This window comes from Brevundimonas sp. Root1423 (genome assembly GCF_001426805.1).
The window spans coordinates 1-22691 of sequence record NZ_LMFL01000029.1 but is presented as its reverse complement, the minus strand read 5'-3'; the positions used below and the strand labels follow the sequence as shown (position 1 = coordinate 22691).

The 22691-nt window shown below is 68.7% G+C and carries 24 protein-coding genes and 3 pseudogenes; 20 read left to right on the top strand and 7 right to left on the bottom strand.

All coding sequences use genetic code 11. The annotated features are described in order from the left end of the window. Positions 1-43 precede the first annotated feature (43 nt). Genes fliF through flhA form a run of 7 tightly spaced genes read left to right on the top strand, consistent with a single transcriptional unit; the run spans position 44 to position 8183 of the window. The gene (fliF, locus tag ASD25_RS17675; RefSeq protein WP_055830779.1) at positions 44-1681 is read left to right on the top strand and encodes a flagellar basal-body MS-ring/collar protein FliF; all 1638 of its coding nucleotides are present in this window, start codon (positions 44-46) and stop codon (positions 1679-1681) included. Beyond that, positions 1681-2718 carry a flagellar motor switch protein FliG gene (fliG, locus tag ASD25_RS17670; protein ID WP_055830777.1) on the top strand — a complete coding sequence of 346 codons (1038 nt, stop codon included), beginning with the start codon at positions 1681-1683 and terminating at the stop codon, positions 2716-2718. Before fliF ends, fliG begins: the two co-directional genes overlap by 1 nt. A 1-nt stretch (position 2719) precedes the next feature. Continuing rightward, entirely contained in the window at positions 2720-3388 is a 669-nt protein-coding gene (locus ASD25_RS17665) for a flagellar assembly protein FlbE (protein ID WP_055830775.1), read from the top strand. After that, positions 3388-3720, top strand: a complete 333-nt coding sequence (gene fliN / locus ASD25_RS17660) for a flagellar motor switch protein FliN (RefSeq protein WP_055830774.1) — start codon at positions 3388-3390, stop codon at positions 3718-3720. The genes ASD25_RS17665 and fliN overlap by 1 nt, the downstream gene beginning before the upstream one ends. A gap of 35 nt (positions 3721-3755) precedes the next feature. After that, on the top strand, positions 3756-5150 hold the full coding sequence (locus ASD25_RS17655) for a sigma-54 dependent transcriptional regulator (protein WP_056619303.1): 1395 nt from the start codon (positions 3756-3758) through the stop codon (positions 5148-5150). 2 nt (positions 5151-5152) lie between these two features. Further along, positions 5153-6073: a class A beta-lactamase gene (gene bla / locus ASD25_RS17650; protein WP_055830770.1), complete on the top strand. Its 921-nt coding sequence runs from the start codon at positions 5153-5155 to the stop codon at positions 6071-6073. A gap of 16 nt (positions 6074-6089) precedes the next feature. Next, positions 6090-8183, top strand: coding sequence for a flagellar biosynthesis protein FlhA (gene flhA / locus ASD25_RS17645; RefSeq protein WP_055831247.1), 2094 nt, complete (start codon positions 6090-6092; stop codon positions 8181-8183). Here flhA and ASD25_RS29565 read toward each other — a convergent pair. After that, positions 8095-8689: pseudogene (locus ASD25_RS29565) on the bottom strand (endonuclease domain-containing protein). The gene flhA and the pseudogene ASD25_RS29565 overlap by 89 nt on opposite strands. After that, the gene (locus ASD25_RS17640) at positions 8671-9411 is read right to left on the bottom strand and encodes a hypothetical protein (protein ID WP_235562781.1); all 741 of its coding nucleotides are present in this window, start codon (positions 9409-9411) and stop codon (positions 8671-8673) included. Before ASD25_RS17640 ends, ASD25_RS29565 begins: the two are co-directional and overlap by 19 nt. A gap of 85 nt (positions 9412-9496) precedes the next feature. On the opposite strand from ASD25_RS17640, the gene ASD25_RS17635 reads away from it, so the two are divergent. The 5 genes from ASD25_RS17635 (at position 9497) to ASD25_RS17615 (ending at position 13242) form a co-directional block, all read left to right on the top strand. After that, a complete protein-coding gene (locus tag ASD25_RS17635) occupies positions 9497-11026 on the top strand; it encodes a CHASE3 domain-containing protein (protein WP_055830765.1) in 1530 nt (509 codons plus the stop codon). Then, a complete protein-coding gene (locus tag ASD25_RS17630) occupies positions 11026-11451 on the top strand; it encodes a response regulator (RefSeq protein ID WP_055830763.1) in 426 nt (141 codons plus the stop codon). Before ASD25_RS17635 ends, ASD25_RS17630 begins: the two co-directional genes overlap by 1 nt. A 7-nt stretch (positions 11452-11458) precedes the next feature. Then, positions 11459-12505 (top strand): sensor histidine kinase, encoded by a 1047-nt coding sequence (locus ASD25_RS17625; protein ID WP_055830761.1) that lies wholly within the window; start codon positions 11459-11461, stop codon positions 12503-12505. A 23-nt stretch (positions 12506-12528) separates the two neighbouring features. After that, the gene (locus tag ASD25_RS17620; protein WP_055830759.1) at positions 12529-12975 is read left to right on the top strand and encodes an NUDIX domain-containing protein; all 447 of its coding nucleotides are present in this window, start codon (positions 12529-12531) and stop codon (positions 12973-12975) included. An 84-nt stretch (positions 12976-13059) separates the two neighbouring features. Further along, on the top strand, positions 13060-13242 hold the full coding sequence (locus tag ASD25_RS17615) for a CsbD family protein (protein WP_055830757.1): 183 nt from the start codon (positions 13060-13062) through the stop codon (positions 13240-13242). Positions 13243-13300: 58 nt separating this feature from the next. On the opposite strand, the gene ASD25_RS17610 is transcribed toward ASD25_RS17615, so the two are convergent. The 5 genes and pseudogenes from ASD25_RS17610 to ASD25_RS17600 form a co-directional block, all read right to left on the bottom strand. Then, the gene (locus ASD25_RS17610; RefSeq protein WP_055830755.1) at positions 13301-13798 is read right to left on the bottom strand and encodes a hypothetical protein; all 498 of its coding nucleotides are present in this window, start codon (positions 13796-13798) and stop codon (positions 13301-13303) included. A gap of 35 nt (positions 13799-13833) precedes the next feature. Continuing rightward, positions 13834-13974: pseudogene (locus ASD25_RS33270) on the bottom strand (VWA domain-containing protein); the annotation flags it as partial. A gap of 1 nt (position 13975) precedes the next feature. Next, positions 13976-14306 (bottom strand): annotated as a pseudogene (locus ASD25_RS33265) (VWA domain-containing protein); the annotation flags it as partial. Between the two features lies 1 nt (position 14307). Beyond that, positions 14308-15134 (bottom strand): VWA domain-containing protein (locus ASD25_RS32125; RefSeq protein WP_156389371.1); only part of this gene is annotated, 827 nt, incomplete at its 3' end. Between the two features lie 20 nt (positions 15135-15154). Further along, positions 15155-15688 (bottom strand): GNAT family N-acetyltransferase, encoded by a 534-nt coding sequence (locus ASD25_RS17600; protein ID WP_055830751.1) that lies wholly within the window; start codon positions 15686-15688, stop codon positions 15155-15157. Between the two features lie 205 nt (positions 15689-15893). Between ASD25_RS17600 and ASD25_RS17595 the strand changes: the two genes are divergently transcribed. The 8 genes from ASD25_RS17595 to ASD25_RS17560 all read left to right on the top strand — a co-directional run bounded on the left by ASD25_RS17595 (position 15894) and on the right by ASD25_RS17560 (position 22384). After that, positions 15894-16814, top strand: coding sequence for a histone deacetylase family protein (locus ASD25_RS17595; protein WP_055830749.1), 921 nt, complete (start codon positions 15894-15896; stop codon positions 16812-16814). A gap of 62 nt (positions 16815-16876) precedes the next feature. Next, complete coding sequence (locus ASD25_RS17590) at positions 16877-17509, top strand: histidine phosphatase family protein (RefSeq protein WP_082560129.1); 633 nt, start codon at positions 16877-16879, stop codon at positions 17507-17509. Between the two features lie 16 nt (positions 17510-17525). Further along, complete coding sequence (locus tag ASD25_RS17585) at positions 17526-18131, top strand: peptidylprolyl isomerase (protein ID WP_055830747.1); 606 nt, start codon at positions 17526-17528, stop codon at positions 18129-18131. A gap of 58 nt (positions 18132-18189) precedes the next feature. Further along, a complete protein-coding gene (locus ASD25_RS17580; protein ID WP_055830745.1) occupies positions 18190-18438 on the top strand; it encodes an exodeoxyribonuclease VII small subunit in 249 nt (82 codons plus the stop codon). Next, a complete protein-coding gene (locus ASD25_RS17575) occupies positions 18438-18788 on the top strand; it encodes a tRNA-binding protein (RefSeq protein ID WP_055830743.1) in 351 nt (116 codons plus the stop codon). Before ASD25_RS17580 ends, ASD25_RS17575 begins: the two co-directional genes overlap by 1 nt. 50 nt (positions 18789-18838) lie before the next feature. Beyond that, the gene (locus ASD25_RS17570; RefSeq protein ID WP_156376991.1) at positions 18839-19708 is read left to right on the top strand and encodes a polyprenyl synthetase family protein; all 870 of its coding nucleotides are present in this window, start codon (positions 18839-18841) and stop codon (positions 19706-19708) included. Between the two features lie 178 nt (positions 19709-19886). Continuing rightward, positions 19887-21746, top strand: coding sequence for a 1-deoxy-D-xylulose-5-phosphate synthase (dxs, locus tag ASD25_RS17565; protein WP_056619300.1), 1860 nt, complete (start codon positions 19887-19889; stop codon positions 21744-21746). Positions 21747-21925: 179 nt separating this feature from the next. Beyond that, a complete protein-coding gene (locus ASD25_RS17560) occupies positions 21926-22384 on the top strand; it encodes a hypothetical protein (RefSeq protein ID WP_055830739.1) in 459 nt (152 codons plus the stop codon). The last annotated feature ends 307 nt before the right edge of the window (positions 22385-22691 follow it).

Here is a 22691-nt window from a genome sequence, read left to right as displayed (position 1 = left end):
GCGGGCCTCCAGTCGGTACCCGTGAGTAACCGGGGCGGGACGCGTGGGCGGCTTCACGGCGGCATTGCAGAGATTCGGGATCGGTCGGTTGACCGTGGTGCTGGGCGTCGCCGCCGGCATCACGATCGCCCTCATCCTGATCATGATGCGGGTCGGTCAGGCCCCCGACGCCCTGCTGTATTCCGGTCTGGACCTGCGGGAGGCCTCCGAGGTCACCACCGCCCTGGACGGCGCCGGCATCAAATATTCCTCGAAGGGCGACGGCTCGACCATCTTCGTCAGCCGCGACCAGGTCGGCGAGGCCCGCATGCTGGTCGCCGGCAAGGGTCTCGTGACCTCGGGCAGCGTCGGCTACGAAATCTTCGACAACCAGTCGGTGCTGGGCCAGACCGAGTTCCAGCAGAACCTGAATGCCAAGCGGGCGCTCGAGGGCGAGCTGTCGCGCACCATCATGAGCATGCGCGGCATCAACTCCGCCCGCGTCATGATCGCCCTGCCGCAGCGCGAACTGTTCCAGTCGGAAGCCGCGGCCCCGACCGCCTCGATCGTCGTCGGCGTCACCGGCGGCCAGCTGGCCGCCGCCCAGGTCCAGGCCATCCGCAACGTCGTCGCCTCGTCGGTGCCGAACCTGAAGCCCGAGAAGGTCACCCTGACCGACACCTCCAACCGCACCCTGGCCGCCGGCGCCGACGCCGAGGGCTTCAGCGCCGCCTCGGCCCAGGACGCGCAGGAGACCACCGAGTCCCGGCTGCAGGCCCGCATCAAGGACATCGTCGAGGGCGTCGTCGGCGTCGGCTCCGCGCGCGTCCAGGTCACGGCCGACATCGACCACAGCCGCTCGACCACCCAGGAACAGCGCTACGATCCGGACGGCCAGGTGGTGCGCTCGACTTCGACCAACGGCACGGAATCCAGCGACACCACGCCGACCTCGGACGGCGGCGCCACGGCCACCAACAACATCCCGGGCGCCGAGGCCCCCGCGACCGGAACCGCCGGTTCGCGCGACACCGCCAACACCGAGACCACCAACTACGAAATCTCCAACACCACCACGACCACGGTGAAGGAGGCCGGCGAGATCAAGCGCCTGGCCGTTTCGGTCGCCGTCGACGGCAAATGGACGCCGGGCGCCGACGGCGCGGCTCCGACCTACGCCGCCCGGACGCCCGCCGAGATCGAACAGATCAAGGCCCTGGTCTCGGCCGCCGTCGGCATCGACCTGACGCGCGGCGACAAGATCGAGGTGCTGAACACCCGCTTCAACCGCGACCTTGCGGTGGTCGGCGGCGAGGAGGCCAAATCGTCGCTGTTCGACTTCACCAAGAACGACCTGATGCGCGGCGTCGAGCTGCTGGTTCTCCTGATCACCGGCGTCCTGCTGATCTTCTTCGTCCTGCGTCCGCTGCTGAAGTCGGCGTCGGGCGGCGGCGCGATGCAGCTGGCCGGGGCCCTGCCGGGCGGCGGTTCCGTAACCTCCCTGCAGACCACGACGGTCATGGGCGGCGGCTCGCCGATGCAGCAGCTGACCGGCCCCCCGTCCGAGATGGAGCAGCGGCTCGACATCGCCCGCATCGAGGGTCAGGTGAAGGCGTCGTCGGTCAAGAAGGTCGCGGACTTCGTCGAGAAACATCCTGACGAATCCACCTCGATCCTGCGCAGCTGGGTGCACGAAGGCTGATGGCGGCGCGCCTCGCCTCCAAGAAGCCGGCCGTCGAGGACGCCAGGAAGCTGACGGGGCCCGAGAAGGCCGCCGTCATCCTGCTGTCCCTCGGCGAGGACCACACCCGCCTGTGGCAGAGCCTGGACGACGAGGAGATCAAGGAAATCTCCCAGGCCATGGCCAGCCTGGGCACGGTCACGTCGGGCGTGGTCGAGGAACTGATGGTCGAGTTCGTCTCGGGCATGAGCGGTTCCGGCGCGGTCATGGGCAGCTTCGAACAGACGCAGCGCCTGCTGGCCTCCTTCATGCCCGCCGATCGGGTCGAAGGCCTGATGGAGGAGATCCGGGGTCCCGCCGGCCGCACCATGTGGGACAAGCTCGGCAATGTGAACGAGGCCGTCCTCGCCAACTATCTGAAGAACGAATATCCCCAGACCGTCGCCGTGGTCCTGTCCAAGATCAAGCCGGACCACGCCGCCCGGGTGCTGACCAGCCTGCCCGAGGACTTCGCCCTCGAATGCGTCCAGCGGATGCTGCGCATGGAGCCGGTGCAGCGCGAGATTCTCGACAAGATCGAGCAGACGCTGCGCACCGAATTCATGTCCAACCTGGCCCGCACGTCCAAGCGGGACAGCCACGAGATGATGGCCGACATCTTCAACAGCTTTGACCGCCAGACCGAGGCCCGCTTCATCGGCGCCCTGGAGGAACGCAACCGCGAGGCGGCCGAACGCATCCGCGCCCTGATGTTCGTGTTCGAGGACCTCGCCAAGCTGGACCCCGGCGGCATCCAGACGCTGCTGCGCGCGGTCGAGAAGGATTCCCTGGGCCTGGCGCTCAAGGGATCGTCGGAATCCCTGCGCGAACTGTTCTTCTCCAACATGTCCGAGCGCGCCTCCAAGATCATGCGCGAGGACATGGAGTCGATGGGCCCGGTCCGCCTCAAGGACGTCGACCAGGCCCAGATGGCCATGGTCCAGGTCGCCAAGGATCTCGCCGCCAAGGGCGAGATCATGCTGGTGGGCCAGGGCGGCGACGACGAGCTGATCTACTGACATGACCCATCAGCCCCTCAGCACCCCGTTTTCCTTCGATACCGAGTTCGACGCCTCGGGCGTGGTCGTCCACGCCTCGTCCTTCCGCCCGACCAAGCGGTCCTACGCCCCGCTCGAGGTCGACGCCCTGATCGCCCAGGCTCGAATGGAGGCCCGTAGGGAGGCCCTGGCCGAGAGCGCGAACGTGCAGGCCATGGCCCTGTCCGCCATCGCCCAGGCCCTGGACGCCGCCGTCCCCGCCCTGACGCAGGTGGCCCAGGCCCACCGCGAACAGTCCGCCCATCTGGCGATGTCCGCCGCGCGCGTGGTGGCCGCCTCGGCGCTGGACCGGTTCCCCGCCGCCCCTCTCCAGGCCGCGCTGGAAGCCCTGGGCCAGGAAGTCGACGCCTCGCCCCGTCTGGTCATCCGCACCGGCGATCTGGACGACGCGACCCGCGCCCGTATCGAACAGTTGTGCACGGACGCCGGCTTCTCCGGGGTGGTGGCTTTCCGCAACGAACCCATGATGCCCGCCGCGGCCTTCCAGCTGGAATGGGCCGACGGGCGCGCCGCCTTTGACCCCGCGGACGCCTTCGCCCGCATCAGCGAGGCCCTGAACTCCGCCTTGGCCGCCGAAGCCGGCCATGCCGAAACCCTGACCCCCGAAACCCCGCTGGAAGAGAGGCCGTAATGGCGTCCGACACCATGGCTCTGGAGGAGTTTCCCGACTCCACCGCGATCACCGTCAACGACGAGGCGACCGACAAGACCGCCAGCGACCTGGCCCCGGTCTTCGACGTGCCGGTCAACATCTCGGCGGTGCTGGGCAAGGCCCATATGTCGGTCGCCCAGCTGCTCAAGCTGAACCGCGGATCGGTGCTGCAGCTGGACCGCAAGGTCGGCGAGGCCATCGACATCTTCGTCAACAACCGGCTGGTCGCGCGCGGAGAAGTCGTCGTCGTCGAGGACCGGCTCGGCGTGACCATGACGGAAATCATCAAGACGGAAGACAGCAACGCCTGATCGGCGCGGCTTGTAGTGATTAGAGGAGAAGACCCATGCGGCTTCTGGTGGTTGGCAGGCTCAGCGGACAGCTGGCGACGGCGGTGAAGATGGCCATGGCGCACGGCGCCAAGGTCAGCCACGTCGAGCGYGGCGATCAGGCGACGGAACAGCTGCGCCGGGGGCAGGGCGCCGACCTGCTGATGGTCGACTACCGCRTCGACATCGCCGCCCTGATCGCGGCCAACGAGGYCGAGCGCATYCAYGTGCCGGTGGTGGCCTGCGGCGTCGACGCCGACGCCAAKGACGCGGCCAACGCCATCCGCGCCGGAGCCAAGGAGTTCATCCCGCTTCCCCCGGAAGCCGATCTGATCGCCGCCGTCCTGTCCGCCGTCGCCGACGATGATCGGCCGCTGATTTCGGCCGATCCGTCGATGAAGGCGGTGGTCATGCTGGCCGACCAGGTCGCCCGCTCGGAGGCCTCGATCCTGATCACCGGCGAAAGCGGCGTCGGCAAGGAGGTGATGGCCCGTTATCTCCACACCGGCTCGAAGCGCGCCGAGCGGCCCTTCATCAGCGTCAACTGCGCCGCCATCCCCGACAACCTGCTGGAATCCGAGCTGTTCGGGCATGAGAAGGGCGCCTTCACCGGCGCCATGGCCCGCCGCATCGGCAAGTTCGAGGAAGCCGACGGCGGCACCCTGCTGCTGGACGAAATCTCCGAGATGGACGTGCGCCTGCAGGCCAAGCTGCTGCGCGCGATCCAGGAACGCGTCATCGATCGCGTCGGCGGAACGAAGCCTGTGCCGGTCAACATCCGCATCATCGCAACCTCGAACCGCGATCTCGCCAAGTCGGTCGCCGAGGGGACCTTCCGCGAAGACCTGCTCTACCGCCTCAACGTCGTGAACCTGCGCCTGCCCGCCCTGCGCGAGCGGCCCGGCGACATCTCCGTTCTGGCCGATCATTTCGTCAAGAAATACGCCGCCGCCAACGGCGTGCCGGCGCGGCCGATCTCGGTCGACGCCCGCCGCGCCCTGGTCTCGCATCGCTGGAACGGCAACGTGCGGGAGCTGGAGAACGCCATGCACCGCGCCGTGCTGCTGGCGGTCGGGCCCGAGATCGACGTCGAGGCCATCCGCCTGCCGGACGGCCAGCCCCTCAGCGCCGGCTCGCACGGCGCCGCCGCTTATGACAACCCCGCCGCCCGCGCCGCCCAGACCGCCGACGCCGTCACCCGCGCACACGTCGGCCAGACGGTGGCGCAGATGGARAAGACCCTGATCCTCGACACCCTGTCGCACTGCCTCGGCAACCGCACCCATGCGGCSACCATCCTGGGCATCTCGATCCGGACSCTGCGCAACAAGCTGAACGAATACGCCGACGAGGGGACCAGCATCCCGGCTCCGCAATCGGGCATCGCCGCTGTCGGCTACGCGGCGGCCTGAGCATGACCTCGGGTACGGACCGCAGAAGCGTCCTGACCGGCCTCGGCGCGATCGGCGTCATGGGCTGCTCGCAGCAGGCCGCCCCCGAGGCGGCCCCGACGGCCCAGCCGGAACGACCGGCCGTGGCGATGCAGGCCATCGACGTCTCGGGGCTGGAAACGCGCAACGGCGGCCGTCTCGGCTTCGTCGCGCTGGATACGGCGACGGGCCGCAGCCTCGGCTGGCGGGCGACCGAGCGGTTCGTCTATTGCTCGACCTTCAAGATGTATCTGGCCGCCGCGACCTTCGTCCGCATCCAGGACGGCCGCGAAACCGCCGACCGGATGATCCCGATCAGCCGGGCCGACATGGTCAACCACGCGCCGGTGACCGAGCCCGCCATCGGCTCCAGCCTCAGCGTCGGGCGGCTGATGCAGGCGGTGGTCGAGGTCAGCGACAACCCCGCCGCCAACCTGCTGCTCAAGGCGAACGGCGGCATCGCGGCCATGCAGAATTTCTACCGCTCGATCGGCGACGACAGCACCCGCGCCGATCGTTTCGAGCCCGAGATGAACCGGCTGGACGGCGACAAGGACACGATCCAGCCGGCGCAGTCGGTCACGAACCTGCAGCGTCTCTTCCTTTCACCGAACTCGCCGCTGACGGCAGGGTCGCAGGCGCGGCTGTTGCGCTGGATGGTCGACTCGCCGACCGGCGCGGATCGCCTCAAGGCCGGCGTCCCGGCCGGATGGCGGGTGGCGCACAAGACCGGCACCGGCGGCTACGGCCCGACCAACGACATCGGCCTGCTCTATCCACCCAACGGCAAGCCGGTGATCGTCGCCGCCTACTATCACGCGACCTCGGCGTCTTCGGCGGCTGCAAACGACGCCGTCATCGCCGACGCCGCCCGCCTGGCCCTGAAGGCGCTCGGCCATGACTGACATCCCCGCCTCGGTGATGATGAAGGACGGCTACGCCCGTCCGACCGGCCGCGACATGATGGGCTGGGTCGCGCGCGGCGAGGTGGCCATGGCCATCGGCGTCATCGGCGTCATTCTGCTGCTGATCCTGCCGGTGCCGAAATTCCTGCTGGACCTGCTGCTGGCCATCTCGCTGGTCTCGTCCGTGCTGATCCTGATGACGGCCGTGATGATGAAGCGGCCGCTGGACTTCGCCATCTTCCCGACGGTGCTGCTGGTCACCACCCTGTTCCGCCTGGGGCTGAACCTGGCCTCGACCCGCCTGGTGCTGACCCACGGCCACGAGGGCCACGGCGCCGCCGGCCAGGTGATCCAGTCGTTCGGGGCCCTGATGATGGGCGGCAGCTTCATCATCGGCATCATCATCTTCGCCATCATCCTGGTGGTGAATTTCGTGGTCATCACCAAGGGCTCGACCCGCATCGCCGAGGTCTCGGCCCGCTTCACCCTCGACTCCATGCCGGGCAAGCAGATGGCCATCGACGCCGACCTGTCGTCCGGCCTGATCACCGAGGACCAGGCCAAGCTGCGCCGCAAGGAGCTGGAGCAGGAATCGACCTTCTTCGGAGCCATGGACGGCGCCTCGAAATTCGTCCGCGGCGACGCCGTGGCCGGCCTGATCATCGTCTTCATCAACGCCATCGGCGGCATCCTGATCGGCACGATCCAGCACGGCCTCCCGATCGGCGAGGCGGCCGACACCTATGTCGCCCTGACCATCGGCGACGGCCTGGTGACCCAGGTCCCGGCCATCGTCATCTCCATCGCCGCCGGCTTCCTGGTGTCCAAGGCGGGCGTCGAGGGCACGGCCGACAAGGCCCTGGTCGCCCAGCTGGCCACCAACCCCGTCAGCCTCGGCGTCGTCTCCGCCGCCGCCGCCCTGATCGGCCTGATTCCGGGGATGCCCCTGATCCCGTTCGCGGCGCTGGCCATCGGTACGGGCTTCATGGCCTGGAAGCTGGGCCGCGAACGGCTCAGGCCCAAGCCCACCGAGGCCGAAATGGCCGCCACCGCCTCCGGCCCGCGCGAGGATGTCGAGGAGCCCATCGGCACCGCCCTGACCATCGACGAGGTCAAGATCGAGCTGGGCTATTCCCTGCTGTCCCTGATCAACGATCTCGAGGGCCGCCGCCTGACCGACCAGGTTCGCGCCCTGCGCCGCTCGCTGGCCCAGGAGTACGGCTTCGTCATGCCGTCGGTCCGTATCCTCGACAACATGCGTCTGGGGACCCAGGGCTACGCCATCCGCATCAAGGAGATGGAGGCCGGACAGGGCGAGGTCCGTCTCGGCTCCCTGATGGCCATGGACCCCGCCGGCCGCCAGGTCGAACTGCCGGGCGAACACACCAAGGAACCCGCCTTCGGCCTGCCCGCCACCTGGATCGACGAAAGCCTGCGCGAGGAAGCGACGTTCCGCGGCTACACCATCGTCGATCCCTCGACGGTGCTGACCACCCACCTGACCGAAATCCTCAAGGAGAACATGGCCGACCTGCTCTCCTACGCCGAGGTGCAGAAGCTGCTGAAGGAGCTGGGGACCGAGGAGAAGAAGCTGGTCGACGAACTGATCCCCTCGGTCGTGACCGTCACCACCCTGCAGCGCGTGCTCCAGACCCTGCTGCGCGAAAAGGTCTCGATCCGCGATCTCGGCGCCATTCTCGAGGGCCTCGCCGAGGCCGCGCCGCACACCAGCTCCGTCACCACCCTGGTCGAACACGTCCGCGGCCGTCTGGCCCGTCAGCTGTGCTGGCAGCACAAGGGCGACGATGGCGCCCTGCCGATCGTCACCCTGTCGCCGGAATGGGAAGCCGCCTTTGCCGACGCCCTGGTCGGACAGGGCGAGGACCGCCAGCTGGCCATGGCGCCGTCCCGTCTCCAGGACTTCATCCGGGCCGTCCGCGACGTCTTCGAGCGCGCCGCCATGGCGGGCGAGACCGGCGTCCTGCTGACCGGCCCGCAGATCCGGCCCTATGTTCGCTCGATCATCGAACGCTTCCGCGGCCAGACCGTGGTGATGAGCCAGAACGAGGTCCATCCGCGGGCGCGGTTGAGGACGATCGGCACGGTCTAGGCCGACCCGTCAATCTCCTCCCCATCGCCAGATGGGGAGGTGGCGCGGCAGCGCAGCCGCCGTGACGGAGGGGGCGACGCGGACGGCAATCGTTCCTCGCAACCCCCGCGATGAACCCGAGTACGCCCTCCAGTTCACCCAGCACGTCACGCGCCGCGACGCGAACCACGCGAATGCCCCGCCCGCGCAGCCAGACCGTCCGTCGCCGATCATGCTCGGCTCGCTCAGGATGCTCGTGAGACGACCCGTCCATCTCAACCGCGAGAGCGGCTTCCGCGCAAAAGAAGTCGAGGATGCTGCTTCCGGAACCGCAGGCCCCGAAGCTTGCGCGCCTTCAGGTACAGCCAGAGCCGGGCTTCCGGCGCCGTCAGCGCCTTGCGGAAAGCCTTGGCGCGTTCGTAGCTCTTTCCGTCAGCCACCGCGTCGCCCCCTCCGTCACGGCGCTTCGCGCCGCGCCACCTCCCCACGATGCGGGGAGGAGAGTTCTCTACCGAACCTCGGTCCATCCCCCCGACGACGCGGTGCGCGCCGCGTCGTTGGCCGGGCGCGCCACCAGGCCGGACTGGGTGATCCACACCTCGTATTTCGCCCCGTCGGCCATCGGCATATAGGCGCCGCCGCCGTACAGGGTGTCGACCGCGTCGACATAGCGCCGGTAACGCCGCGCCGTGTCCCAGGTGCTGATCGTCCACGGCAGCCAGGTGACCGAGGGGTCGCCGCCCGACAGCGGATGGACGCTGCGTTCGGCGTTGATTTCCTGTTCGATCGAGGCGTACCGCCCGGACAGGCGATCCAGCCGGTATTGCGTGTCCAGACCCAGCACATTGGCCCACGGCTTCCACTTCAGCACCTGGGCCTCGATGCGCCATTCGTCGCCGTGCAGCGGATACAGGTTGGTCGCCGCCGGCGCGTGCTCGCCCCGGTCGGGCTGGATCACTGTCGCCTCGAAAAACTGCGGCCCCAGCTGGCGGGTCTGGATCGTGGCCACCGGACGCTCATAGGTCAGCCGGCCATAGGTCTGGATGTCGAGGGCGAGGAGGGAGGCGATGACCGCCGCCGCCATGAAGCCCGCGCCGCCGGCGCCGACGAGGAAACCGCTGAAGATCCGGCCCCTGAACAGGGCTCCCAGGCCCTTGAGCAGCAGGACGACGCCGATCAGTCCGACGACCGCCGGAACGATCCACCACCACCACACCATGTCGTTCTCCCCCGATCCTGACGAACGCACCTTTACCTTAAATCGCCGGAACGGGCAGGGTTTCTCCCGGGACGCGACTGGACAGGGCCGAACGCGCCGCTAATGCTCGCGCCCGATGATACCGGCGCTGCGTCCCACGCTTCTGGCCCTTGGCCGCTTCCTGCGCACTCCGTCGCTCAGCCGGTCCGTCGTGGCGCTGCTGACCGGCGCGATCAGCCTGCTGCTGATCGTCAATGTCGGCGTCTTCGTGATGCTGCAGCGGACAAGCGACTTCAACGACAATGTGGAGCGCGGCCAGCGCATCCGGCTGGCGGCGGTCGAGGTGATGCGCCTGCTGATCGACGCTGAAACGGGTCAGCGCGGCTTTCTGCTGACGCGGCAGCCTGAGTATCTCGAACCCTATAACATCAGCACGGCCCGGCTGCCCGAGCGGCTGGACGAACTGGCGCGGCTGACGGCGGGGGATCCGGACCTGTCGCCGCGCGTCGAGCAGCTGCGCAGCCTGTCCCAGCAACGGTTCGACGTGATCGATCGCACCATCGCCCTGGGGCGGATGGGCCGCTTCGAGGACGCCGTGCGGATTATCCGCGAGGGCTCCGGCAAGCGGGTGATGGATCAGATGCGCGCCGAAACCGCCGCGATCGACGAGGTGCAGGAGACCCGTCTCCAGTTCAGCACCCGCCAGACGGAGTGGGCCGCCGGCGTGACGGTTCTCGTCAACGCCATCGCGGCCCTGCTGATCCTGGCGCTGGCGGGCGTCAGCGCCTGGCTGATCCGCCGCTATGTGCTCGAGATCCAGCAGGCGCGCGACGCCCTCGATGCGATGAACGCCGGGCTTGAGCACAAGGTCCGCGACCGCACCTTCCAGTTGACCCGCGCCAACGAGGAAATCCAGCGTTTCGCCTATATCGTCAGCCACGACCTGCGCGCCCCGCTGGTCAACGTCATGGGGTTCACCTCGGAACTGGAGCAGGCCGGCAAGGTCATCGACCGTCAGATGACGGCGGTGGAAACCCGGGCGCCCAAGCTGGTCGAGCAGGACGCCCTGACGGCGGTGCGCGAGGACCTTCCCGAAGCCGTCGGCTTCATCCGCGCCTCGACCGAAAAGATGGACCGGCTGATCAACGCCATCCTGAAGCTGTCCCGTGAGGGTCGCCGCAATCTCACGCCCGAATGGCTCGACATGACCGCCATGGCCCGCGGCGTGGCGGACAGCGTCCGGCACCAGACCGAGGCCTCGGACGCCGAGATCGTCGTCGAACCCCTGCCGTCGGTCGAAAGCGACCGGCTGTCGATGGAGCAGGTGCTGGGCAATCTGGTCGACAACGCCGTCAAATATCTGGACCCGGCCCGTCCCGGACGCATCGTCGTCTCGGGTCGGGAAACCGGCGACGGCCACGTCGTCTACCGGATCGCCGACAACGGGCGCGGAATTTCCGACCGCGATCACGAACGCATCTTCGAACTCTTCCGACGCTCCGGCAAGCAGGACCGGGTGGGCGAGGGCGTCGGTCTGGCCTTCGTGCGCAACAGCGTGCGTCGTCTGGGCGGCGAAATCACCGTCGGGTCGGAGCTCGGAAAAGGCTCGACATTTACACTGAAATTCCCCACACGCCTCGTCCTCGCGGACGCCGGAGACGATTGATGAGCACTGCCGTGAAGATCGTGATGGTCGAGGACGACCTCGGTCACGCCAAGCTGATCGAAAAGAACATCCGCCGCGCCAACATCGCCAATGACATCGCCCATTTCGCCGACGGCGGCTCGGCCATGGACTATCTGTTCAGCGAGGAGGTTCGGCTGAACGGGCCGATGCTGATCCTGCTGGACCTCAACCTGCCGGACATGTCGGGCACCGACATCCTCGAGCGGGTCAAGAAGGACGAGCGCCTGCGCCGCGCCCCTGTCGTGGTCCTGACCACCACGGACGACAAGACGGAAATCCAGCGCTGCTACGACCTCGGCTGCAACGTCTACATCACCAAGCCCGTGGACTATGAAAGCTTCGCCGGGGCCATCCGCCAACTGGGGCTGTTCCTGTCGGTGATGCAGGCGCCGGACATCGAGTGAGCGCACAGTGAAGCCCGAGGGGGAGGTCATCCGCCTGCTCTATATCGACGATGACCGCGGCCTCTCGCGGCTGGTCGAGAAGGAGCTGGGCCGCCACGGCTTCGCCGTCGCCTGCGCCCCCGACGGGGACGCGGGTCTGGAAATCCTCGTCGAGCGCGCCGCTGATTTCGATGTCGTCGCCCTGGACCACTACATGCCGGGCCGCGAGGGCCTGGACGTCCTGCCCGAGATCATCGCGCTGAAGAACCCGCCGCCCGTCGTCTATGTCACCGGGGCCCAGGAGGGCCGTATCGCCGTGGCCGCCCTGCGCGCCGGCGCCGCCGACTACGTCATCAAGGACGTGTCCGAGGATTTCACCGCCCTGCTGCGCAACGCGCTGGAGGAGGCGGTGTCGCGCCGCCGGCTCCAGCGCGAGAACGAGGCGGCCCAGGAGATGGTCCGCCTCGCCCGCGACCGCGCCGAGGCCATGCTGCGCGAGGTCAACCACCGCGTCGGCAATTCCCTGCAGCTGGTGTCCAGCTTCATGTCTCTGCAGCTGCGCCACATGACCGACGAAGGCGCCCGATCCGCCCTGAAGGAATCCCAGGCCCGGATCGAGGCCGTGGCCCACGTCCACCGCCGCCTCTACACATCCGACGACATGTCCTCCGTGGCCATGGACGAATATCTCGAAGGCCTGATCGACGAATTGGGCAAGTCGGTCGGTCCCGGCGACAACTCGCCGAACATCACCCTGCGCGCCGAGCCCATGCGCGTCTCGACCGATCAGGCGGTGTCGCTGGGCGTCGTCGTCACCGAACTGGTCACCAACGCCGTCAAATACGCCTACGCTCCCGGTCAGGCCGGCGAGATCCGGGTCATTCTCGAGCCGGACGCCAACGGCCGCGCCCTGCTGACGGTCGAGGACGACGGCCCCGGCATGGGCGACGGCAAGGCCCGCGGCACCGGTCTGGGCGGCAAGATCATCACCGCCATGGCCTCGGGCCTGCGCTCGAAGGTCGAGTACGACGGCGAGCACCGCGGCGTACGCGCCCGCCTCGCCTTCGATCTTTGACGCTTCGGACGCATTATCCGCCCATGCTCCAGTTCGGCTGCCGAGATCCCGACCTTGATTACGCCCCGCGCCCCACGGCGTTCGGCCTGGTCTTCCACGATGCGAAACTGGCCTGTGTCCGGGTGGACCGGGGCGAAGGCAGCTATTTCGACCTGCCCGGCGGCGCCGTCGACGGCGACGAGACCGAGGAGCAGGCCCTGGTCCGCGAATTCATCGAGGAGACGGGGATGTCCGTCCGGCCTCTGCTTCGCCTGGCCGAGGCCTCGCAGTATTTCCGCAAGTCCGACGGATCGCCGATCAACAACCACGGCGGCTTCTGGATCGCGGAACAACTGTCGCTTGATCCCGCCGTCAAGGTCGAGATCGATCACGAACTGGTCTGGCTGCATCCGCATACGGCCGCCGCCCGGTTGCGCCACGACGCCCACGCCTGGGCCGTGACGCTCTGGCTGCGACGCCACGCCAGCTGAACCATACGGAACGGGCGCGGCCGTCGTTCGCTTTTTCCTGCACAGGCGCCGTCAGTCCGACGGCGTGTCAGTGAGGAGATTTCCATGCCCGATCATGACCGTATCGAAGGCGCCGCCAAGAACATGGGCGGCAATATCAAGGAAGCCGCCGGCAAGCTGACCGGCGACGAAAAGCTCAAGGCCGAAGGACGCGCCGATCAGGCCGAGGGCAAGATCCAGAACGCCGTCGGCGGTCTGAAGGACACCCTCCGCGACAACCGCAACTAGGTTTCGCGTTCAACGACCGTGACGCCGTCCGCACCGCGGGCGGCGTTTGCGCGTCCGGTCAGTCCCCGCCCAACCGGACCCTCAGCCCATCCTGCGTCGGCGCCCGTCCGTCGGCCGGCCGGCATTCCTCGGTCCAGGCCACACCGCCCTGGGGCCGCGCCTGCGGGCGGGTTTCACACGTCTGCTCCTGCGGCGCGAGGGCGGCGCGGGCAGGTCGATCCGGAGCGCCGCACTGCAGGGCGTAGCGGTCGCCCGCCGCCGCCAGCCGGCCTGCGTCGGGCGCGCCCGCGGGCGCCAGGCCGGGCGGCAGATCGGCCCCCAGATTGGCCGCCAGCGCGGTCCGAACCCGGGCCTGGCAAGCCTCCATCGACTCCGAGGCCTTGCGGATCAGCGGGCTGCATTCGGCCCGTTCATAGCCATAGGGGTCGGCGCGGGCGCTGTCGGGGATGGCGGGAATCCCGACCGGCGCGGCGGGCGGCGGCGGAGGCGGCTCCTCCCAAACGACCTGACCCGCGGCGGCCTGTTGCAGCATCACGGCGAACACGATGGCGAGCATGTCGGAACACTCCCGGAAACCGCCCGCACCCTAGCCTATTTGGCCAGCGCCCGCATCGCCTTCTCCAGGCCTTCCAGGGTCAGCGGATACATCCGCTCGTCGACCAGTTCGCGCACCATCCCGACCGAGGCGGAATAGCTCCAGTAGCGCTCGGGCGACGGGTTCAGCCAGGCGACNAGTTGTGGAAGTAGAAGAACTCGAGGTGTTTGAACTCGGTCTTCGCGGCCGAGAACAGCTCCTCGCACATCTTCACATGGGCATCCATCGAGCCGCCGGGCATGGTCACCTCATAGGGGCTCATGGTGGCGTCGCCGACGAAGATGGCGCGCCAGTCGGCGGGGTATTTGTTCAGCACCTCCCAGGTCGGGATCTTCTGCTCGTGCCGGCGCCGGTTGTCCTTCCACACGCCTTCGTAGAGGCAGTTGTGGAAGTAGAAGAACTCGAGGTGTTTGAACTCGGTCTTCGCGGCCGAGAACAGCTCCTCGCACATCTTCACATGGGCATCCATNTCGTAGAGGCAGTTGTGGAAGTAGAAGAACTCGAGGTGTTTGAACTCGGTCTTCGCGGCCGAGAACAGCTCCTCGCACATCTTCACATGGGCATCCATCGACCCCCCGATGTCGAGGAACAGCAGCACCTTGATGGTGTTGCGCCGCTCGGGCCGCATGTGAATGTCCAGCCAGCCCTGCCGCGCCGTGCCGTCGATGGTGGCGTCCATGTCCAGTTCGTCCGGCGCGCCCTGCCGCGCGAACCGGCGCAGCCGCCGCAGCGCCACCTTGATGTTGCGCGTGCCCAGCTCGACCTGGTCGTCCAGATTTCGGTACTCGCGCTTCTCCCAGACCTTGACCGCCCGCCCCTGCCGTCCGGGCCCCCCGACGCGCACGCCCTCGGGATTGTAGCCGCCGTGGCCGAACGGGCTGGTCCCGCCGGTGCCGATCCATTTGTTGCCGCCCTCGTGCCGGCCCTTCTGCTCTTCCAGACGCTGCTTCAGCGTCTCCATCAGCTTGTCGAACCCGCCCAAGGCCTCGATCTGCGCCTTCTCCTCGTCGGTCAGGTATTTTTCGTTGAGCAGTTTCAGCCAGTCCTCGGGCACGTCCAGCGACGGCTCTTCGCCCGCCCCGACGGTCTCGATCCCGGCGAACACCTTGCCGAACACCTGGTCGAACCGGTCGTAGTGCTTCTCGTCCTTGACCAGCACCGCCCGCGACAGGTGGTAGAAATCATCCACCTTCCGCCCGGCCACGTCCCGGTCCATGGCCTCCATCAGATGGAGCCATTCCTTCATCGACACGGGCACGCGCGCGTGTCTCAGGGCGGTGAAGAAGGGGAGGAGCATGGGACCAACCTGAGCCCGGCTCAGCCCCGCCGCAAGATGAACTCGTCATCCAGCCACCGACCGACGGGGTATTGATACTCCCCGGCCTTCACGAACCCGAAAGCCTCGTACAGCTTCTGCGCCTTCAGATTGCCGCTCCAGACGCCGATCCACAGCGGCCCGTCGCTGTGCGCCTCCATCCACTCCAGCGCCACGGCCAGCAGCTTCGTCCCCAGCCCCAGGCCCTGCGCCGCCTTCGCCACATACAGCCGCCGCAGCTCGGCGTGGCCGGGCCGGGCGTCCGGGTGGGGCAGGGTGTTCGGCCCGGTGTTGGCGAAGGCCAGCAACTCGCCGTCGCGCTCCGCCACCCACCAGGCCGCGCCGGGCTCCCTCAACTTCGTGCGGATCGTCTCCGGGCTGAAGCTGGCGTCGAGGAAGGCGGTCAGATCATCCGCCGGATACGGGATGGCGAAGCCGTCGGCGGCCACGAAGGTGTCGATGAAGGTCTGGCGCCCGATCGCGGCCAGCGCGTCGGCGTCGGCGTCGGTCGCGGGACGGATGATGGGTTCGCTCATGCTTCCGCTTTCAGCCATTGCACCCCGGGACTCAACCCCCTCCGCTCATCCCGGCGAAAGCCGGGACCCAGTGCTTTCGTGATGCAGGATGCGTGGGGCAGCGGCTGTGAAAATTCTGAACGACCGGATCGCCCAAAGAACTGGGTCCCGGCTTTCCCCGGGATGAGCGGATGATTTTGTCAGGCCGCCCGCCTAGTCTCCAACAATGAGCGTCGCCCTGTTCACCCACCCCGACATGATCGAGCACCGTCCCGGCGTCGGCCACCCCGAGCGGCCCGAGCGGCTGAAGGCCGTGCTGGACGCCCTCGACGATTCCGGCCTGTCCCTCGACCGCCGCGCCGCGACGGAGGCGACCGTCGCCGACCTCGAACGGCTGCACCCCGCTGATTACGTCGCCCGCCTGCTCAGGGCCTCGCCCTCCGCCGGCCTGAACCAGCTGGACGCCGACACCGTCCTGTCCCCCGGCAGCCTCCGCGCCGCCCGCCTCGCCGCCGGCGCGGTGATCGACGCGGTCCGCGCCATCGCCCGCGGCGAGACGACCCGGGCCTTCGCCGCCGTCCGCCCGCCCGGCCATCACGCCGAGCCCGATCAGGCCATGGGCTTCTGCCTGTTCTCCAACGTGGCCGTCGCCGCCCGCGTCGCCCAGGCCGAGGGACTGGCCCGCGTCGCCGTGATCGATTTCGACGTCCACCACGGCAACGGCACCCAGGCCGCGTTCGAGAACGACGCCAGCCTCTTCCTCGGCTCGATCCACCAGATGCCCCTCTATCCCGGCACGGGCGCGGCCTCCGAAACCGGCGTCGGCAATATCGTCAACGCCCCGGTGCCGCCCCACGCGGCCCGCGAGGCCTGGCGCGCGACCTTCTCGGGCGGGCTGATGCCGGCGCTGCAGGCCTTCAATCCGGACCTGATCCTGATCTCCGCCGGCTTCGACGCCCACCGCCGCGATCCGCTGGCGCATCAGAGTCTGGAGGCCGACGATTTCGCCTGGGCCACCCGCGCCGTTCTCGAGGTCGCGCGTTCGTGTTGTGGCGGCAAGGTTGCAGCCTCGCTCGAGGGCGGTTACGACCTAGAAGGGCTGGGCCGTTCCGCGGTCGCTCACGTTCAGGCCTTGGGGGAGGAATAAGGACGGTTCGCCAAAGGCTTATCCCTCCGCAAATCATGCCCGCCCCCGCCCGAGACCCATTGATGGCAGACCCGCCGATTCCCGTGACTGCCCCGCCGGCCCGCCCGGCTCTGGTCTCGGTGCGTCCCGGCGCCATCATCCTGGCCCGCCACGGCGAGCCGGCCCTGTCGCGCAAATGCCTGCTGACCTCCGACCAGTATCGCGACTGGTGGGCGAAATACGAAGTCGGCGGCCTGCGCGCCGGCCAGACCCCGCCGCCCGAACTGCTGGCCACGGCCGAGGGCGCCGGCGCCATCTACGCCTCGACCCGTCCCCGCGCCCAGGAAACCGCCGCGGCCATCGCCGCCGGCCGCGAGGTCATGTCGGACGCCCTGTTCATCGAGGCGCCCCTGCCGCCGCCGCACTTCCCGTCGTGGTTCAAGCTGCCGCCCAAATACTGGGGCGCCGTCGCCCGCTTCTGGTGGCACGCCTTCAATCACCACGAGGGTCAGGAAACCCGCGCCCAGGCCGAGGCCCGTTCCGAGGCCGCCGCCCGGGCCCTGATCGCCCGGGCAGAGAGCGGTCAGGATGTGCTGGTCCTCGCCCACGGCTATTTCAACCACATGGTCGGTCGCCGCCTGCGCGCCGACGGTTGGGATCTGGTCCACAACCAGGGCTTCAAATACTGGTCCCAGCGCCGCTACGAGAAGCGCTGACGGCGCGGAGAGCACGATGATCCGACGGTCCCTGCTTTCCCTCGTCCTCAGCCTGGCCTTCCTCGCTCCGGACCGGGCCTCCGCCCAAGACCCGGCTCCCGCCGGCGCGGTGCGCGTGGCCATCGAAACCACCGCCGGAACCATTCTGGCCGAAACCGACCCCCGCGCCCCGGTCACCTCCGCCAACTTCCTGCGCTATGTCGACGAGGGCCGCTTCAACGGCGTGACCTTCTACCGCGGCATGGTCCTCGGCCCCGCCGCCGGCCTGATCCAGGGCGGAACCGGCGGCGCGCCGGAACGCGTCCTGCCGCCCATCGCCCACGAGCCGACCAGCGAGACAGGCCTCAGCCACACCGACGGCGCCCTCTCCATGGCGCGCTTCGATCCCGGCACGGCCACGGGCGACTTCTTCATCATCGTCGGCGACGTCAGCTCGCTCGACGCCGGCAAGTCCGCCCCCGGCGACCCCGGCTTCGCCGTCTTCGGCCGCGTGGTCGAGGGCATGGACATCGTCCGCCGGATCCTCGCCGCCCCCAAATCCCCCACCGAGGGCGAAGGCTTCATGCGCGGCCAGATGCTGGACCCGCGCATCGGCGTCGTCTCCGTCCGCCGCCTCCCCTAGCAGGAAAGTCCGGCCTTCCGCTTGAGACGGGCCGCCGCCCCCTCTAGGGTCGTCGCCGATGACCGACCCCGCCGCCATTCCCGCCGATCTCAGCTTCGAGGACGCCCTGCAGCGTCTCGAGGCCATCGTGTCCAAGCTCGAGTCCGGCCAGGCGCCGCTCGAGGAATCGATCGCCCTGTACGAGGAGGGCGCCCGGCTCAAGGCTCACTGCGAAAACCGCCTGAAGGCCGCCCAGCTGCGCGTTGAGAAGATCGTCGTCGGCCCCGATGGCCAGGCGAAAGGCGTCGAACCCGCCGAGTTCAGCTGATGCCGGCCCCGGCCGCCCCGATCGCCTTCGACGACTTCATGAAGGTGGACGTGCGCGTGGGCCAGGTCCTGACCGCCGACCCGTTCCCCGAGGCGCGCAAGCCGGCGTACAAGCTGACCATCGACTTCGGCCCCGAGGTCGGCGTCAAGACGTCCTCGGCCCAGATCACCACCCACTACACGCGCGACGACCTGGTCGGCCGCAAGGTCGCCGCCGTGGTCAACTTCCCCCCGCGCCGGATCGGCCACTTCATGTCCGAGGTCCTGACCCTGGGCTTCCCGGACGCCGCGGGCGAGGTCGTGCTGGTCGGCGTCGACCGCGAGGTCGAGATCGGCGGGAGGCTGTTCTGACCCTCCACCCGCCCCAGGCCCCCGCCGCCAACTCCCCGGAGCAGGACGTCATCGACCGCGTGGCCGAGATCGCCGATCTGGTCACCGTCGCCCTCGACGAGCTTCTGCCCCGCGCCAGCGGCCCCGAATCGCGCCTGACCGAGGCCATGCGCTACGCCGCCCTCGGCCCGGGCAAGCGGCTGCGCCCCTTCTTCGCCCTCGAGGCCGCCAATCTGTTCGACATCGAGGAGCGGCCGGTGCTGCGCGCCGCCTGCGCCCTAGAATGCGTCCACGCCTACAGCCTGGTCCACGACGACCTGCCCTGCATGGACGACGACGACATGCGCCGCGGCCGCCCGACGGTGCACAAGGCCTATGACGAGGCCACCGCCGTCCTCGCCGGGGACGCCCTGCAGACCGCCGCCTTCGACATCCTGCTGCACCCCGACACCCACGACGACGCCGAGGTCCGCTGCGAACTGGCGGCCCGCCTGTCGCTGGCCTCGGGCGCGCGCGGCATGGCCGGCGGCCAGATGATCGACCTGCTGGGCGTGCGCGACGATCTCGGCGGCGTCGCCCGCATGCAGCGGCTCAAGACCGGCGCCCTGTTCACCTACGCCTTCGAGATTCCCCTGATCATCGCCCGCGCCCGCGAGGCCCAGCGCCAGGCCCTGATCAGCTTCGCCCACGACATCGGCCTGGCCTACCAGATCGTCGACGACCTGCTCGACGTCGAGGGCGACGAGGATATCCTCGGCAAGGCGGCCAACAAGGACGCGGCCCAGGGCAAGACCAATTTCGTCACCCTGCTGGGCGTCGACGCCGCGCGGCATCGCGTCGCGCATCTCGCCGACCAGGCCCGCGCCCACCTCGACGTCTTCGGTCCCGACGCCGAAATCCTCAAGGCCAGTGTGGATTACGTCCTTCAGCGCCGTTCTTGACGACCCTTCGCCGTCATCCTCGGGCTTGACCCGAGGATCAGAGGTTGGGAACAGCTGGCTATCCAAAGGCTTCTCTGACTGCCGGCCACCCTGGAATACCGAGCGCCGGAACGTCTGATCCCCGGGACAAGCCCGAGGATGACGGGTAGAGAAGAGCTCGTAAGGAACACGTGAGTTCATGCCCGACACCCCGCTGCTCGACCAGGTTCACCTCCCCGCCGACACGCGCGGGTTCGACATCCCCCAGCTGCGCCAGCTGGCCGATGAGCTGAGGGCCGAAACCATCGACGCCGTCTCCACGACCGGCGGCCACCTCGGCGCCGGCCTCGGCGTGGTCGAGCTGACCGTGGCCCTGCACCAAGTCTTCGAGACGCCGAAGGACATCCTGATCTGGGACGTCGGCCATCAGTGCTATCCGCACAAGATCCTGACCGGACGCCGCGACCGGATCCGCACCCTGCGCCAGCCGGGGGGGCTGTCGGGCTTCACCAAACGCAGCGAGAGCGAATACGACCCCTTCGGCGCGGCCCACGCCTCGACCTCGATCAGCGCCGCCCTCGGCTTCGCCGCCGCCCGCGACCAGAAGGGCGAAACGAACCGCGTCGTCGCCGTCATCGGCGACGGCTCCATGTCCGCCGGCATGGCCTATGAGGCCATGAACAACGCCGCCGAGACGACCCACGGCCAGCTGATGGTCATCCTCAACGACAACGACATGTCGATCGCCCCGCCGGTCGGCGGCATGAGCGCCTATCTGGCCAAACAGGTCTCGGGCGGCGCCTACCGCAATTTCCGCCGCTTCGGAAAGTCGGTCGCCGAACATCTGCCGCGCCCGTTCCGCAACGCCGCGCGCAAGGCCGAGGAATACGCCCGCGGCATGATCGTGGGCGGCACCTTCTTCGAGGAGTTGGGCTTCTACTACGTCGGGCCGGTCGATGGCCACGACATGGACAACCTGGTCCCCATCCTCAGGAACGCCGCCGCCATCACCGACCGTCCGGTGATCGTCCACGTCGTGACGCAAAAAGGGAAGGGCTACGCCCCCGCCGAGAGCAGCGCCGACAAGCTGCACGCCGTCGCCAGATTCGACGTCGTCTCGGGCGAACAGTCCAAATCCGTTTCCAACGCCCCCAGCTACACCAAGGTGTTCGGGACCGAGCTGATCAAGCGCGCCCATCTCGACCCCTCCATCGTCGCCATCACCGCCGCCATGCCGTCGGGCACCGGGCTGGACCTGTTCGGCCAGGCCTTCCCGACCCGCACCTATGACGTCGGCATCGCCGAACAGCACGCCGTCACCTTCGCCGCCGGCCTCGCCGCCGACGGCCAGGTCGTCCACGATGTGGCCATCCAGAAGCTGCCGGTGCGCTTCGCCATGGATCGCGCCGGTCTGGTCGGCGCCGACGGGGCCACCCACGCGGGCAGTTTCGACATCGGCTTCATGGGCGCCTTGCCCGGCATGGTGCTGATGGCCGCGGCCGACGAGGCCGATCTGGCCGCCATGATCGCCACCAGCCTCGAGATCGACGACCGCCCGTCTGCCTTCCGCTATCCGCGCGGCGACGGCGTCGGGGTCGAGATTCCCGAGCTCGCCGCCCCGCTCGAGATCGGCAAGGGCCGCATCGTGCGCGAGGGCACGACGGTCGCCATCCTGTCGCTCGGAACCCGCCTGCAGGAATCGCTCAAGGCCGCCGACGCCCTGGCCGCGCGCGGCGTCTCCGCCACCGTCGCCGACGCCCGCTTCGCCAAGCCGCTGGACGCCGACATGATCCTGCGTCTGGCCCGCGAGCACGAATGCCTGATCACGGTCGAGGAGGGGGCCATGGGCGGCTTCGGCGCCTTCGTGCTGCAGTTGCTGGCCGAAAAGGGCGCGCTCGACGCCGGGCTGAAGATCCGCACCCTCTGCCTGCCTGACGTCTTCCAGGACCAGGACAATCCGGTCGCCATGTACGCGACCGCGGGCCTCAACGCCGAACACATCGCCGCCGCCGCCCTTCAGGCGCTGGGCGTCGAGGCGACGCGGGCGGTGCGGGCGTAAGCACGCGTTCTCCCTCCCCTTCATGGGGAGGGATGTCGGCGCGAAGCGGCGACAGGGTGGGTCAGGGCTGGAATTCCTCACCCGGTCGCTTCGGCGCCCCCCTCCCCATGAAGGGGAGGGAGAACGCAACCCTCGCCCTCTGAGCCCGTTCTGTCGCGGGGCTTTGAGGGTTGAGTAAAATGAATATCCGCATCCTGACCGCCGTCGCCGCCTTGACCGTGGGCGTCGTCCAGCCCGCCGTCGCACAGGAAGCCTCGGCTTCCGCCGACGGCCCCGTCGAGATCATGCGCGCCAGCGACACCGCCATGACCTGCCCCCAGATTTCGGAAGAAGCGGCCCAGCTCAGCCAGCGGCTGGGCGGAACGCCGGGCGGCGGCATTCTCTCCTCGATCACCGGCGTGGCTACGGCCGGCGCGGCCTTGCTGATCCCCGGGGCCGGTCTGGCCATCGCCGGCGCCGAGGCCCTGACCCGCCCCGACCGCGAGCGCAAGGAGGCCGAGGAGGCCGCCGTCCGCCACCGCTGGTACTATCTGAACGGCCTCTACGCCGGTCAGGACTGCCAGGCCGCCGCCGACGCCGCCGGCGCGACACCGGCCAGTCCGGCGGACGCCGCCCCGGCCCCGCGCGAAGGGAACTGACCAAATCGCCCCTTCCCCCATTTCGGGGGAAGGTGGCTCGCGCAGCGAGACGGGTGGGGGCTGTCTGATCGCGGACCACCGTCCGCCGACCGCTGACCCGGACAGAGCCCCCATCCGGGCGGCTCCGCCGCGCACCTTCCCCCGAAATGGGGGAAGGATCAGGTTTGATATAGTCGGGTTCGGAAGAAAATATCCTCCCCGATCAACCGCTTCCGCTTTTCTCAAACTCTATTGTCAGCACCCCCTCCCGGCGGCCGCATACTATCTGCATCCCGTCGCGGGGGAGGGCGTCTGGCGCCAGGGCCAT